Raw genomic sequence first — 13,269 nt, 5'->3', positions numbered from 1 at the left:
GGAGTGCAGCCTAACGACTCAGACTCAAAGCTGCTTTGAGTTCAATCAATTTTTTGTTGTGTCGCGAGCGCGTTCCAGCCAGAGCTAAGCCGATCTTCTTATGCCCAGGACCCGATCTCCAAAACGCGCTGCGGTTGGATGTCAGTTCTTCGAATGGCAAGTATTACGTAACTCATATAACTAGACCCGCATCGCTCACGTTCTCTCTTGCAAGCAAGCTCACCTGGTTTCCCGCACATTCCATCTTCCAAGCTGAGTTGATCGAGATCAAGGCAGAAGTGTATGGTGCACTGCACCATAGAACATGAGATGGACATCGTTGGGCGTTCCCTGCAGTGCCCAGTCGTGCCGCAGCAAGAAAGAAAGGCTGTTGTGAAACAACAGTGCCAGACCGTTCAAGGAGTTTTGAAATGAAGCTTGGTGGAAACCTATCACTCGTTGCAGGTGCTGCCCAGAGCGGCGAAGCCTCTTCGGTTAAGGCCTCTGACGAGTACGACATGCACTCGCGCACCTCAGCTCACCCCAGACCCGACTTCATCACCAACGCACAGCAGACGTTCGCGCTGACCGTAGTGAGTCTGACGGGAGCCCAGTGGGAGGGGAACGTTCGGGAGGTCAGTCTTCCTGGGGAACAGGGTCGATTTGGCGTGATGGCAAAACATACGCCAATGCTGAGCACGCTGCGCGAGGGCATGATCCTCATCTATCCGGAAACGAGCGAGCCGCCTTTCCAGCTGTATGTATCAGGGGGCTTCGTCGAGGTCCAACCGACTCACGTCACCGTTCTGGCTGACTTGGCGCTGAGAAGCGAAGACCAGGACAAGGCGAGGGCCGAAGTCGCCAGAAATGCTGCGAACTCTCCCATGGCGACATCTTTCACGGATGACGCTTATGCTCAAACGCATACCGAGCTTATGCATCGCTTCGGGGCAAGCCCACGCGCCAAGCCTTGATGACTGGAACCACTGCGCATATCGCTTCAAGCGTTCTCCGCTTGTTGGACAGTCAAAAGAGGGCCGGTCATGCCAAGTCGCTTCAAAGCAGCATTTACGTATTTCAATCAAGCGGTTCCGTTCAAGCTGCCTCAGGCCTTGGTGACAACGGCGGTGCTTATCGCATTGCTATTGCTTCCATGTCCTGAAGGACTGACGCCCAAGGCTTGGGGGTTGGTCGCCATTTTCCTGACCACGATCATCGCAATCATCCTCAAGGTAATGCCCATTGGGGTTATGGCGATGATGGCCCTTGTCATCGTCGCACTGTCCCAAGTCACCTCAACCAACTCGAAGGGTGCGATCACTGACGCGCTTTCTAGTTTCTCGAGCCCGCTCATCTGGCTGATCGTGGTTGCGATCTTGATTTCGCGTGGTCTGAAGAAGACGGGCTTGGGAAACCGCATCGGAATGTTGTTCATTGCGTTGCTGGGCAAGCGGACCCTGGGCATCGGATACGGCCTGACGATCTGCGAACTCTTGCTCGCCCCCTTTACACCCAGCAATACCGCGCGTGGCGGGGGCATTGTTCACCCGATCATGAGGTCGATTGCCAACTCGTTCGATTCTGACCCGGCGAAAGGCACGCAGGGCAAGGTCGGAACCTACTTGGCGTTGGTGAATTACCATGCCAATCCCATCACATCGGCAATGTTCCTCACCGCCACAGCACCCAACCCGCTGGTGGTCGACTATGTCGCCAAAGCGACCAACCAACAGCTGCACCTGTCCTGGACGACTTGGGCACTCTGCATGTTTCTACCCGGGTTGGCCTGTTTGATCATCATGCCTCTGGCCATTTATCTGCTCTCTCCTCCGGAACTGAAAGTCACTCCCAACGCAGTCGATTTCGCCAAGGGCCAATTAAGGCAGATGGGCGCGCTGACGGCGAAAGAAAAAGTGATGATCGGGACCTTTGGCTTGCTGTTGGTCCTTTGGGCCAACGTGCCCGCGATGATTTTCGGTGCCTGGTGGACCTTGGATCCCACCGTTGTCGCATTCGTCGGCTTGTTTGCGCTGATCATCACCGGCACATTGGACTGGGACGATGTGCTTTCCGAAAAAAGTGCCTGGGATACGCTGGTGTGGTTTGGCGCACTGGTGATGATGGCCGAGCAGCTCAACAAGCTGGGCGTGGTTGGCTGGTTTACCGAGGCAATGAAGGGCGCCATCATCGCGAGTGGAATGGGATGGAAAGCGATTGCCGGCGTGCTCGTCTTAGCCTTTGTCTTTTCCCACTACCTGTTCGCAAGCACGACCGCCCACATCAGTGCGATGCTGCTTGCGTTCTTAGGCGTGGGGGCACTGCTCATCCCCCCGGACTACGTCATTCCCTTCATGCTCATGATGACTGCGTCTTCGGCGATCATGATGACACTGACTCACTACGCCACCGGCACCTCGCCCATCGTCTTCGGCAGCGGCTACGTCAGCTTGGGCACTTGGTGGAAGATCGGACTCGTCATGTGCCTGCTTGAGCTCCTCATCTTCGGGCTCGTCGGAAGCATGTGGTGGAAAATCCTTGGCTTCTGGTAAATAGGCCCACGGACACGGCGCGTGGCGCTGCGCCTCACAACGGAGTATTTGCCATGGTGGAGTAACACCTTGGCATTCCGCACGAGATGCGGCCAGACAGGCCACTCAACATTTTCCGGGAATCCAACAAAGCACGTATATCGATGTCGTTCCGCCATTGGCTTAGGGCCAGAACGTTGTCCTTGCGGCGAAACCTCTGCGCGTCAACGGCGTTGAACTAACTGTCAGAGTTGTCAAGTGGCCAAACAGCAGGACACATCACTGGTTTGTGTCCTGCAGGAGAATCAGGGCCTTGGTCATTAATCCGACCATCATTTGTCCGCCACCTGGTTACTGCCGAGAGCCCTTCAATTTTCCGCGACTATAAGTGGAAAGCGAGACCGACAAGTTTGGCGAGAGCGGTTCTACCGAGCTTGCCTCTTCTACGCAGTCCAAGAACCAGAGGGAAGATCACCCCGCCGGGGCCGACGCAGTGAAGCGCCGGCCGTTTTGGTGATTGACGTTTTGACCCTTTGCACCCTGGCGTACGAAGAAGCCAGGCACCGATGGTCTCGATGTCCTCCAGTCGGAGCTGGGCGATTGGATTGATGCGAGCGCCCGGATAGAGGCCCAGGATCGGGCCAAACCAGCGATGCGGATACTCGGGCACTTGTTTCGGAAGTTTCACCAGCAGGCCGGCCGGGCGCGACATCATCAGAGGCTTGGGCAAGATTGATACCTCGATTGATACCTCGGAGGGCATCGCTCGGAATCATCAATCGGCCTGAATATCCAATTCAATCAAGCAGTTACGGACTGAGTAGAAGCTCTGGAGCGGGCGATGGGAATCGAACCCACGTCAGTAGCTTGGGAAGCTACAGCTCTACCATTGAGCTACGCCCGCGCGGCGTTGCGAGAGTTTAGGCGGGTGCGGTGTCAGGCGCAATGCGCAGACGTAACGAGGGCCGGTTGCCCGGCCCTCGTTTGCAACGCGCGTGGTGGGTGGATCAGAAGTTGCCGCTGAAATTCACGAACAGCGTTGCATCGCGGGCGCTGCGTTGGGCGGTGGTGGTGCTCAGGCCGACATTGCTCTGCAGGCCCCACAGGCCGGTGCGGGCACCCAGCACGACGGTCGCGTAGTTGCGATCGAAGTTCTGGCCCGGGACGGTGTACATGCCCACTTCCGGCATCGACTGCAGCCAGGCGCTGGCTTCGGTGCCGTCCTTGAACTCGTGGTCGTAGGTCGCCTGCAGATACGGCTTGACCGCAGCACCGTCCAGGCGCACCTGGAAGCCGATGCGGCCGACCATCGAGTCGATGTCCTGATCGGCGTAGCCCAATGCGGTGGAACTTTCGTTGCTCTCGGTATAGCCGTCGAGCTTGAGCTTCTGCCAGGTCAGGCCGACCACCGGGCCGTACTTGACGTTGCCTTCGCCCAGCGAATAGCCGGCGTTGATCGCGGCGGTAAGGTTGCTGCCGTCCGGCGAGCCGCTGTGCACGCGGGTGGCCGGCCCGAGCTGCACTTCACGGTCGACGTCGTAGCTCAGCCAGCTGTAGCTGACCTGCGCATTGACCCAGACCGGGCCGGTGTACCAGCCAAAGAAGCCGCCCAGCGTGGTGTCGTCCTGCTTGAAGCTGCCGTTACGGTTGCCGAAGTCGGCGTCCATGCTGCCGAATCCGGCGAAGCCGCCGAACACCAGGTCGCCCGCAGTCCAGTCCACACCGAACAGGCCGGCCGGAGCCATGCCGTCGTACAGATCGGCGTGGTCGTAACGCTGCATGTCGCCACGCACGCTGCCCCACCAACGCAGGCCATCGGCGTCCGGCTTGCCGTCCAGATGCCAGGCCACCTGGTCGGCGCGCGCACGGCCGATCGCCTGCGCCGAATGCGTCAGCACCTGCTGCAGACGTGGCGCTTCCAGCAGCGAGATGGCGTACTGGCCCAGGATCTGGTGGGTGGCAGTGGTGGGGTGGATGCCGTCGGCGAACACATAGGTGTTCGGCGCATTGGCGGCGACCAGGCTGGTCGGGTTGCAGGCCGGCAGCGGCACGGCCGGGTTGCAGGCGGTGCTGGTGACGTTGCTGAAGCCGTAGGTGCCTGGATCGGCGACCACTTCCTGCAGGATGTGGAAGGTGTCGACCGGGATCACGCGCAGGCCGGCCGACCGCAGGCCATTGAACAATGCGGTGTTGTAGGCGGTTGCCGCAGCAGTGCCCTGCGCCATCGCGGCGGCACCGCCGGCACGGAAGCGCGGGGTGATGCCCACGTCCGGAATGGTCGGCACCATCACATAGCGCGCGCCGGCGGCCTGCAAGGCACCGACCGCACCGACCTGCGCGGTGACCGCGTTGCCGATGATGGCCTGCGCCTGGGCCGGCGCGGCTGCAGCGGCGAGCAGATCGTTGGCGCCGCCCCACACGGTATAGAGCGCATTCGGGTTGGCCTGGCCGCCGTTGGCGCTCAGGTAGGTGTTGATCTGGCTGGTCACCGAGGGCGCGGCACCGAGCACGCTGGTCGAGCTAGCCTGGATGCGGGCGCCGCCTGCAGCGTAGTTGTCGCCGGTCTGGCCGTTGCCGTTGGGGGCGGCGTTGGTGCCGTAATGGTCGGCGACGTACTCGGCCCAGACCCAGCCCGGGTTGGTGGTGAACTTGCCGGTGACTGCACGCGAGGCGGCCGGCAGCAACGGGTTGTAGTAGCCGCTGTCGGTGAGGCTGTCACCGAAGAACACGGTCTGGTCGAACGCAGACGCGGCCATGGCCGGGGTGGCTGCAATGGCGATGGCCACGGCCATCAGGGAACGGATCGGGCGAAAGGTTGAAGCCATGGGAGTGCCTGCTCAAAGTAGGGTGGAACTGGACCGGACCTGCTGACGTACGCCGGCGAATGGCACATGGTTTCACCCTCGCCGCCCGCGCTCACGCTGCATTGCCGCATAACGCAAAAACGCGCGCCCTGGCGGCACGCGGTGCCACAATGATGACATGAACATTCAACTCAACGGCACCCCGCGCGAGGTATCCGACGACGTGCCACTGGCAACCCTGCTGGAGCAGGAAGGCCTTGCACAGCGGCGCGTGGCGGTGGAGGTCAATGGCGAAATCGTGTCGCGCGGGCAGCATGCCACGCACCGGTTGCGTGCCGGCGATGTGGTGGAGATCGTGCACGCGCTGGGCGGCGGTTGATGTGGCGCGCAGGCCGGCGCAGCTGCGCGCGATCGGTGATAATTGCCTGATGACCAATACCGCCCCCTCCGATGCGCTGATCATCGCCGGCAAGCCCTACCGTTCGCGCCTGCTGACCGGCACCGGCAAGTTCAAGGACCTGGACGAAACCCGCCTGGCCACCGAAGCGGCCGCCGCGCAGATCGTCACCGTGGCGATCCGCCGGGTGAACATCGGCCAGGACCCGAACGCGCCCAGCCTGCTCGATGTGCTGCCGCCGGATCGCTATACGCTTCTGCCCAACACCGCCGGCTGCTATACCGCCGACGATGCGGTCCGCACCTGCCGGCTGGCACGCGAGCTGCTGGACGGCCACAACCTGACCAAGCTGGAGGTGCTCGGCGACGAGCGCACGCTGTATCCGGACGTGGTGCAGACGCTCAAGGCCGCCGAGCAGCTGGTCGCCGACGGCTTCGACGTCATGGTCTATACCTCCGACGATCCGATCCTGGCCAAGCGCCTGGAAGAGATCGGCTGCGTGGCGGTGATGCCGCTGGCCGCGCCGATCGGCTCCGGGCTGGGCATCCAGAACAAGTACAACCTGCTGGAAATCATCGAGAACGCCAAGGTGCCGATCATCGTCGATGCCGGCGTGGGCACGGCGTCGGATGCGGCGATCGCGATGGAGCTGGGTTGCGACGGCGTGCTGATGAATACCGCCATCGCCGGTGCGCGCGATCCGATCCTGATGGCAAGCGCGATGCGCAAGGCGATCGAGGCCGGACGCGAGGCATTTCTGGCCGGGCGGATTCCGCGCAAGCGGTATGCCTCGGCATCGAGTCCGGTGGATGGCGTGATTGGATGAGCGGGTGTGCTGCGTTGACATTGCAGTCGATGCGCAATGCTTGGCCGTGTGACGTGGCGGATGTGGCCGTTGCTGGATCGCGCGTTGCTGCAAGTGCTCCCTCACGCCGTAGCCTCACCCCACCCCCTCTCCCCAAGGTAGAGGGGCTTTTGTTTTTTGATGTGACTTCCTCATGACTGATCCTTTCACCAGCGACGGCGCCAAGATGCCGCCCAAGCCCTTCACCATCGAAGAGGGCCGCCGGCAGGTGCGCAGCTTTGTGCTGCGCCAGGGCCGCTTTACCCCGGCGCAGCAGCGGGCGTTCGACGAGTTGTGGCCGCGCTTCGGCCTGGACTACAGCGGTGCGCTGCGCGATCTCGATGCGGCCTTCGGCCGTCCTGCACCCAAGGTGCTGGAGATCGGGTTTGGCAATGGGGCGGCATTGCGTTTCGCCGCACAGCAGGACCCCAGCCGCGACTACATCGGCATCGAGGTGCACGCGCCCGGCGTCGGTCGCCTGCTCAATGCGCTGGACGATGACGGCAGCACGCATGTGCGCCTGTACCACCACGATGCGGTGGAAGTGCTCGAACACGAGATCGCCGATGGCGCGCTTGACGAGGTGCGCATCTACTTCCCCGATCCATGGCACAAGAAGCGCCACAACAAGCGTCGCCTGATCCAGCCGGCGTTCGCACAGCTGGTGGTGCGCAAGCTGCGCGATGGCGGCCGCCTGCACGCGGCCACCGACTGGGCCGATTACGCCGAACAGATGTGGGACGTGCTCGACGCCACACCGGGCCTGGTCAATCGCGCCGGCCCGCGCGGCCACGTCGAACGCCCGGCCTGGCGTCCGCAGACCCACTTCGAGACCCGCGGCCAGAAGCTCGGTCACGGCGTGTGGGATCTGCTGTACGACCGGGATTCGGGAATCGGGAATCGGGAATCGCAAAGGCAACTGCCTGCGGCATCCGGATAGCGTCGCCTTGCGTCGGCCTATCCCGCTTTCACCATTCTCCATTCCCGACTCCCCATTCCCGGCACCCGATGGACACCGCGCTGACACTGACCAACGATATGAAGCTCGTCCTCGGGCTGGTCGGTTTCACGATGGCGATGTTTTTGTTCGAGCGCATCCGCGCCGACGTGGTGGCGTTGATCGTGCTGGTGGTGCTGGGCGTCACCGGGCTGGTGGCGCCGGAAGAACTGTTCGGTGGCTTTTCCGGTAACGCGGTGATGAGCATCATCGCCACCACCATCCTCGGTGCGGGGCTGGAGCGCACCGGTGCGTTGAATCGGCTGGCGACCTGGTTGCTGCGGCGCTCGCACGGCAGCGAACAACGCTTGATGATGATGACGCTGGCCATCTCCGGCCTGAATTCGTCCTTCATGCAGAACCCGTCGGTGATGGCCTTGTACCTGCCGGTCGCCTCGCGTCTGGCTGCGCGCACCGGGCTGACCTTGCAACGCATGCTGCTGCCGATCGCCGCGGCCATCGTGATGGGTGGCGCGCTGACCATGGTGGGCAATTCGCCGTTGATCCTGCTCAACGATCTATTGGTTTCCGCCAACAACAACCTACCTTCGGGCATGGCCAGCATCGAGCCGTTGACGATGTTCGCGCCGCTGCCGATCGGCGTGGCCCTGCTGATCGCCGCACTGCTGTATTTCCGTTTCTACGGCGACCGCAAGCTGATCGAAGAAGAGCGCCTGATCAACGAAGGCGTCACGCCCTCACGCACCGAGAGCTATTTCGCCAAGACTTATGGCATCGACGGCGATGTATTCGAGCTCACCGTCAGCGCCGAAAGCCCGCTGGTTGGCATGACCCTGGGCGAAGCCGAAGCGCTGCACGACGCGCCGTTGTTGCTGGCCCTGAAGACCGGCAACGACACCCGCCTGGCGCCGCCTGCCGACATGCGCATCTGGGTCGGCAGCGTGCTCGGCGCGATGGGCCCGCGCCAGGAAGTGGCCGACTTTGCGCAGAACCAGTTCCTGCGCATGTCCTCGCGCCTGCGCAACCTGGGCGACCTGTTCAATCCCAGCCTGGCCGGCATTTCCGAAGCGTTGATTCCGCCCAACTCGCGGCTGATCGGCAAGACCGCCGCCGAGTTGCGTCTGCGCAAGCAGAGCGGCATCAGCCTGCTGGCGATCAACCGCGACAAGCAGGTGATCCGCGAGGACGTGCGGAATGTGGCGCTGCGCGGCGGCGACATGCTGGTGTTCCACAGCATCTGGCAGGATCTGGCGCAGGCAGCGGAAAGCCGCGATTTCGTGCCGGTGACCGACTTCCCCAAGGGCGAGCAGCGCCCGCACAAGTTCAAGATCGCCATGGCGATCTTCGCCTTCACCATCCTGATCGCGCTGACCTCGCGGCTGCCGGTGGCGCTGACGTTGATGACTGGCGTGGCCTGCATGCTGGTCAGCGGCGTGCTGCGCATGGACGAGGCATACGCCTCGATCAACTGGAAGACCATCTTCATGATGGCCGGCCTGATTCCACTGGGCTGGGCGATGGACAGCAGCGGCACTGCGGCCTGGGTTGCAGGCCACACCATCGACCGCCTGCCCGAGGGCATTCCGGTGTGGGCACTGGAAATCAGTCTGGCGCTGCTGACCACCGCGTTCTCGCTGGTGATCAGCCATGTCGGCGCCACCATCGTGATGGTGCCGATCGCGGTCAATCTGGCATTGGCAGCCAACGGCAACCCCACCGCGTTCGCACTGATCGTGGCGTTGTCGGCATCCAACAATCTGATGACCGCATCCAACCCCGTGATCTCGATGGTAGCCGGCCCGGCCAACTATCAACCGCGCGAGCTGTGGCGCGTGGGCGCACCGCTGTCGCTGATCTACATCGTGGTGATGGTGTCGATGATCAACCTGATGTTCTGGTGGGCAGCGCGCTGAGCCGCACCACCTTCAGCAGTCACCCAAGCACCACCCGCTCGCCCTCGATGCGCACCGGCACCGCCAGCAGCGACTGACCACGGCACGGGCCGCTGATGCATTCGCCGCCACTTAGCTCGAACGCTGCGCCGTGCGCTGCGCACACCAGATGGCCATCCTTGGTCTTGAGGAACTGGCCAGGCGCCCAATCCAGGCGGCGGCCCGCATGCGGGCAGACGTTCAACCAGGCCCGTACCTGGGCGCCATCGCGATACAGCACCAGCGACTCCGGGCCGCCGTCCCAGACCGCCTCGACTTCCAGAAATCCGGCATCGGGAATCTGCGCCAGTTCGGCAAGCGTGGTAGACGATGACGAGGACATGCGGTCAGCTGTGCGAAAACGGACTGCGATTGTGGCACGCGTCTGCATCGCTCTGACGTGGTGGCTACCGCCCGCGCTGTTGCTGGCCCACGGGCGCTGCTACGGGCCTGTAAGGCGGCGTGCCCCACCACATCGGATGTGATGGATTTAACAAAACGACCCTGAACTTAACGAAGTTTTCACTCAATGACATGCAACCGCAACGATACTGCCTGCCTGTTTCCTGCCCGGCAGCCCACCGCCATGCCTGCACGTCTCTTCCAATTCGGCAACCTCCACCATCTGTTTGCCCCGCGCAAGCCGCGTCACCCGCTGGTGCGGGTTGCCGCCGGCCTGGCGGGTCTGGTCATCCTTGCGGTACTGATCTTCTTCAGCGTGTTCGTGGGCGCGGCGATGATCCTGGGCGGCATCGCCTGGAAGCTGTTGAGCAAGTCGAACCGTCGCACGCCGCAGCAGGCACGTGTGGTCGAGGCCGAGTACCGTGTGGTGCGCAAGCCCGCGCTGCCGTTGTCGCACTGAGGCGTCATTCCACCGCCTCCAGCGCGGTGAACATCCAATCCCGAATCAGTCGCGCAGGTATTGACCGGTCTGCGCGAGTTTGCGTGCGCCGATGCAAGCCGTGATAGCAGACCTGCCAGCCAGACGTTGTGCCGCACTGCACGCTGCAGCGCGGCGGTTCCGTCATGCACAGCCAAACGGCTAGACTCACGTGCCCTGTTCCCCAAGGATGCGTGCATGACCCACGATGTGATTCCCGCCGCCGATGTTCCGCGCATTCCGGTGGTTGGTGGCGGCAACTTTCCGGTGCACCGCATCTACTGCGTCGGCCGCAACTTTGCCGATCACGCGCGCGAAATGGGCGCCACTGCGCCAGCCTCCAAGGCAGAGCGTGGCCAGCCGACGTTTTTCATGAAGCCTGCCGATGCGATCGTGGTCGGTCATGGCGACCACATTCCTTATCCGCCCGGCACCAGGGAACTGCACCACGAAGTGGAGCTGGTGGTGGCACTGGGCAGCGATGCGCCGGCCGGTGAATTGCCGGTGGAGCAGGCAGAAGCGCTGATCTACGGCTATGGCGTGGGCCTGGACCTGACCCGACGCGATCTGCAGGCGGCCGCCAAGGCCAAGGGCCTGCCGTGGGACATCGCCAAGGGATTCGACCACTCCGCGCCGATCAGCGAGTTGGTGCATGCCGGCGAAGTAGGCGCGCTGGAAGCCTTGAACCTGTCGCTGGAGGTCAACGGCCAGGTACGTCAGCAGTCGTTGCTGGATCAGATGATCTGGAACGTGCCCGAGATCCTGCATGAGCTCTCCAAGCTCTACGCATTGCGCGCGGGCGACCTGATCTTCATGGGCACGCCGGCCGGTGTCGGCCCGCTGCTGCCGGGCGATCAGTTCAGCGCACGCCTGGAAAACGTCGCCGAGCGCCACGGCATCATCGCGGGCTGACACCCAGCCCGCTACGATCACGCCGCGGCAGTTGGTCCGCGACCGCATCTGGAGTGCGCTATGGGAATGGTCAGCGAATTCAAGCAATTCGCGATGCGTGGCAATGTCATCGACCTGGCGGTCGGTGTCGTCATCGGTGCAGCGTTCGGCAAGATCGTCACTGCGCTGGTGGAAAAGATCATCATGCCGCCGATCGGCTGGGCCGTCGGCAATGTGGATTTTTCGCGCCTGGCATGGGTGCTCAAGCCAGCCGGCGTCGATGCCACCGGCAAGGAAATTCCGGCGGTGGCGATCGGCTACGGCGATTTCATCAACACCGTCGTGCAGTTCGTGATCATCGCCTTCGCGATCTTCATGGTGGTCAAGCTGATCAACCGCCTGACCCACCGCAAGCCTGATGCCCCCAAGGGCCCGAGCGAAGAAGTGCTGCTGTTGCGCGAGATCCGCGATGCGTTGAAGAACGACACGCTCAAGACACCTGGCGTGCCGTAAGCGGACACGTCCGCTGCGCGACTTCGTGCAGGAGGATGACCTTTCGCACGCAGACGGGGGACCTCGCGCTGATAAGCTCGGGGTCCCCTTGTCGTTGGAGCCGCCCTGCATGCGTCGCCTCGCTGTTGCCATCTCTGCCCTCCTCGCCTGCGCGCCCGCACTTGCCGCACAGACCTCCATCGCCGATGGCGCATTGCGCACCGCCGCGCAGCTGCGCGAGCAGGCCCTGGCCGACACCACCGGCTTTGCGGTGGTGGAATCGTTGACCACCGAAGTGGGCCCACGCATTGCCGGTGGCGAGGCCGACCCGCGCGCGGTGGCCTGGGCCAAGGCCAAGTTCCAGTCGCTGGGCTTTGACAAGGTGTGGACCGAGCCGGTGAGCTTTCCGAAGTGGCAGCGGCGCAGCGAACAGGCCGCGGTGATCGGCGCGCATGCGCAGCCCCTGCACATCACCGCACTGGGTGGCAGCCCGGGCGGCACCGTCGAAGGCGAGGTGGTGCGCTTCGAAAGCCTGGCCGCACTGCAGGCCGCACCGGCCGGCTCGCTGGCCGGCAAGATCGCATTCGTCGATTACCAGATGACCAAGGCGCGCGACGGCAAGGATTACGGCAATGGCGGCGCAGTGCGCAGCAAAGGCCCGTCGGAAGCGATCCGCAAGGGTGCGATCGGCTTCGTGATGCGCTCGGCCGGCACCGACTCGCACCGTGTGCCGCATACCGGCATCACCCGTTTCGATGAAGGCGTGACGCCGGTGCCGGCAGCGGCGTTGTCGGTACCCGATGCCAACCAGCTTGCGCGCCTGACCGCGCTGGGCAGCACGCGTGTGCGGCTGGCACTGGATTGCGGCTGGGATGGCACGGCGACCTCGTACAACGTCATCGGCGAAATCACCGGGCGCAGCAAGCCGAAGGAAGTGGTGGTGATCGGCGGGCATCTGGATTCGTGGGATCTGGGCACCGGCGCGATCGACGACGGCGCCGGCGTGGCGATCACCATGGCCGCAGGCCACCTGATCGGCCAACTCAAGCAGGCGCCCAAGCGCAGCATCCGCGTAGTGGCCTTCGCCAACGAGGAGCAGGGCCTGTACGGCGGCAAGGCGTATGCGGCCGCGCACGGCAAGGACGCCAAGGACATGGCGCTGCATCAGATCGGTGCAGAGAGCGACTTCGGTGCCGGGCGCATCTATGCGTTCAACACCGGCTCGGCGGCACCGGACGAGTCGCGCGCAGCGACCAGACAGATTGCCGAGGTCCTCGCGCCGTTGGGCATCGCGTATGAGCCGAGCAAGGGCGGCCCTGGCCCGGACGTCGGGCCGATTTCCGCCAAGGGTGGCGCCTGGGCATGGCTGGCGCAGGACGGCACCGACTACTTCGATCTGCACCATACCGCCGACGACACGTTGGACAAGATCGACCCCAAGGCGCTCGCGCAAAATGTCGCGGCCTACACGGTGTTTGCGTACCTGGCGGCCGAAGCCGATGGCGATTTCGGCAGCCGCGCGAAGGGCGTGCAGCCGCCGAGCGAGTAACTGCATTTGACGACGC

12 protein-coding genes and 1 tRNA gene are annotated in these 13,269 nt (G+C 63.3%); 10 read left to right on the top strand and 3 right to left on the bottom strand.

Annotated elements, in window-relative coordinates:
* The first annotated feature begins 410 nt into the window (after nucleotides 1-410).
* A complete protein-coding gene (gene atpC / locus FHT09_RS02845; RefSeq protein ID WP_258077172.1) occupies nucleotides 411-953 on the top strand; it encodes an ATP synthase F1 subunit epsilon in 543 nt (180 codons plus the stop codon).
* 69 nt (nucleotides 954-1,022) lie between these two features.
* Nucleotides 1,023-2,528 carry a DASS family sodium-coupled anion symporter gene (locus tag FHT09_RS02840; RefSeq protein WP_047127114.1) on the top strand — a complete coding sequence of 502 codons (1,506 nt, stop codon included), beginning with the start codon at nucleotides 1,023-1,025 and terminating at the stop codon, nucleotides 2,526-2,528.
* Between the two features lie 809 nt (nucleotides 2,529-3,337).
* Here the strand turns inward: FHT09_RS02840 and FHT09_RS02835 are convergent.
* Nucleotides 3,338-3,411, bottom strand: a tRNA-Gly gene (locus tag FHT09_RS02835).
* Between the two features lie 103 nt (nucleotides 3,412-3,514).
* A complete protein-coding gene (locus FHT09_RS02830; RefSeq protein WP_104604936.1) occupies nucleotides 3,515-5,299 on the bottom strand; it encodes an autotransporter domain-containing protein in 1,785 nt (594 codons plus the stop codon).
* Nucleotides 5,300-5,489: 190 nt separating this feature from the next.
* Between FHT09_RS02830 and thiS the strand changes: the two genes are divergently transcribed.
* From thiS to FHT09_RS02810, 4 genes are all read left to right on the top strand, one after another.
* Nucleotides 5,490-5,690 carry a sulfur carrier protein ThiS gene (gene thiS / locus FHT09_RS02825; protein WP_047127117.1) on the top strand — a complete coding sequence of 67 codons (201 nt, stop codon included), beginning with the start codon at nucleotides 5,490-5,492 and terminating at the stop codon, nucleotides 5,688-5,690.
* A 49-nt stretch (nucleotides 5,691-5,739) separates the two neighbouring features.
* Nucleotides 5,740-6,534, top strand: coding sequence for a thiazole synthase (locus FHT09_RS02820; RefSeq protein WP_104605185.1), 795 nt, complete (start codon nucleotides 5,740-5,742; stop codon nucleotides 6,532-6,534).
* A gap of 172 nt (nucleotides 6,535-6,706) precedes the next feature.
* Nucleotides 6,707-7,492 (top strand): tRNA (guanosine(46)-N7)-methyltransferase TrmB, encoded by a 786-nt coding sequence (gene trmB, locus FHT09_RS02815; protein ID WP_104604938.1) that lies wholly within the window; start codon nucleotides 6,707-6,709, stop codon nucleotides 7,490-7,492.
* 68 nt (nucleotides 7,493-7,560) lie between these two features.
* On the top strand, nucleotides 7,561-9,423 hold the full coding sequence (locus FHT09_RS02810) for an SLC13 family permease (protein WP_046344012.1): 1,863 nt from the start codon (nucleotides 7,561-7,563) through the stop codon (nucleotides 9,421-9,423).
* Between the two features lie 19 nt (nucleotides 9,424-9,442).
* On the opposite strand, the gene FHT09_RS02805 is transcribed toward FHT09_RS02810, so the two are convergent.
* Nucleotides 9,443-9,784, bottom strand: coding sequence for a Rieske (2Fe-2S) protein (locus tag FHT09_RS02805; RefSeq protein WP_047127119.1), 342 nt, complete (start codon nucleotides 9,782-9,784; stop codon nucleotides 9,443-9,445).
* 243 nt (nucleotides 9,785-10,027) lie between these two features.
* Here FHT09_RS02805 and FHT09_RS02800 point away from each other — a divergent pair, with 243 nt between their 5' ends.
* The 4 genes from FHT09_RS02800 (at nucleotide 10,028) to FHT09_RS02785 (ending at nucleotide 13,253) form a co-directional block, all read left to right on the top strand.
* Complete coding sequence (locus FHT09_RS02800) at nucleotides 10,028-10,303, top strand: hypothetical protein (RefSeq protein WP_046346044.1); 276 nt, start codon at nucleotides 10,028-10,030, stop codon at nucleotides 10,301-10,303.
* A gap of 216 nt (nucleotides 10,304-10,519) precedes the next feature.
* Nucleotides 10,520-11,233, top strand: coding sequence for a fumarylacetoacetate hydrolase family protein (locus FHT09_RS02795; RefSeq protein WP_016903332.1), 714 nt, complete (start codon nucleotides 10,520-10,522; stop codon nucleotides 11,231-11,233).
* 60 nt (nucleotides 11,234-11,293) lie between these two features.
* Nucleotides 11,294-11,725, top strand: a complete 432-nt coding sequence (gene mscL / locus FHT09_RS02790; protein ID WP_046344017.1) for a large-conductance mechanosensitive channel protein MscL — start codon at nucleotides 11,294-11,296, stop codon at nucleotides 11,723-11,725.
* A gap of 109 nt (nucleotides 11,726-11,834) precedes the next feature.
* Nucleotides 11,835-13,253: a M28 family peptidase gene (locus FHT09_RS02785; protein WP_104604940.1), complete on the top strand. Its 1,419-nt coding sequence runs from the start codon at nucleotides 11,835-11,837 to the stop codon at nucleotides 13,251-13,253.
* The last annotated feature ends 16 nt before the right edge of the window (nucleotides 13,254-13,269 follow it).

Origin of the sequence: Xanthomonas sp. CFBP 8152, assembly GCF_014199025.1 — a bacterium.
Lineage (GTDB): Bacteria > Pseudomonadota > Gammaproteobacteria > Xanthomonadales > Xanthomonadaceae > Xanthomonas > Xanthomonas arboricola_B.
This window is presented reverse-complemented; position numbering and strand designations above follow the sequence as displayed.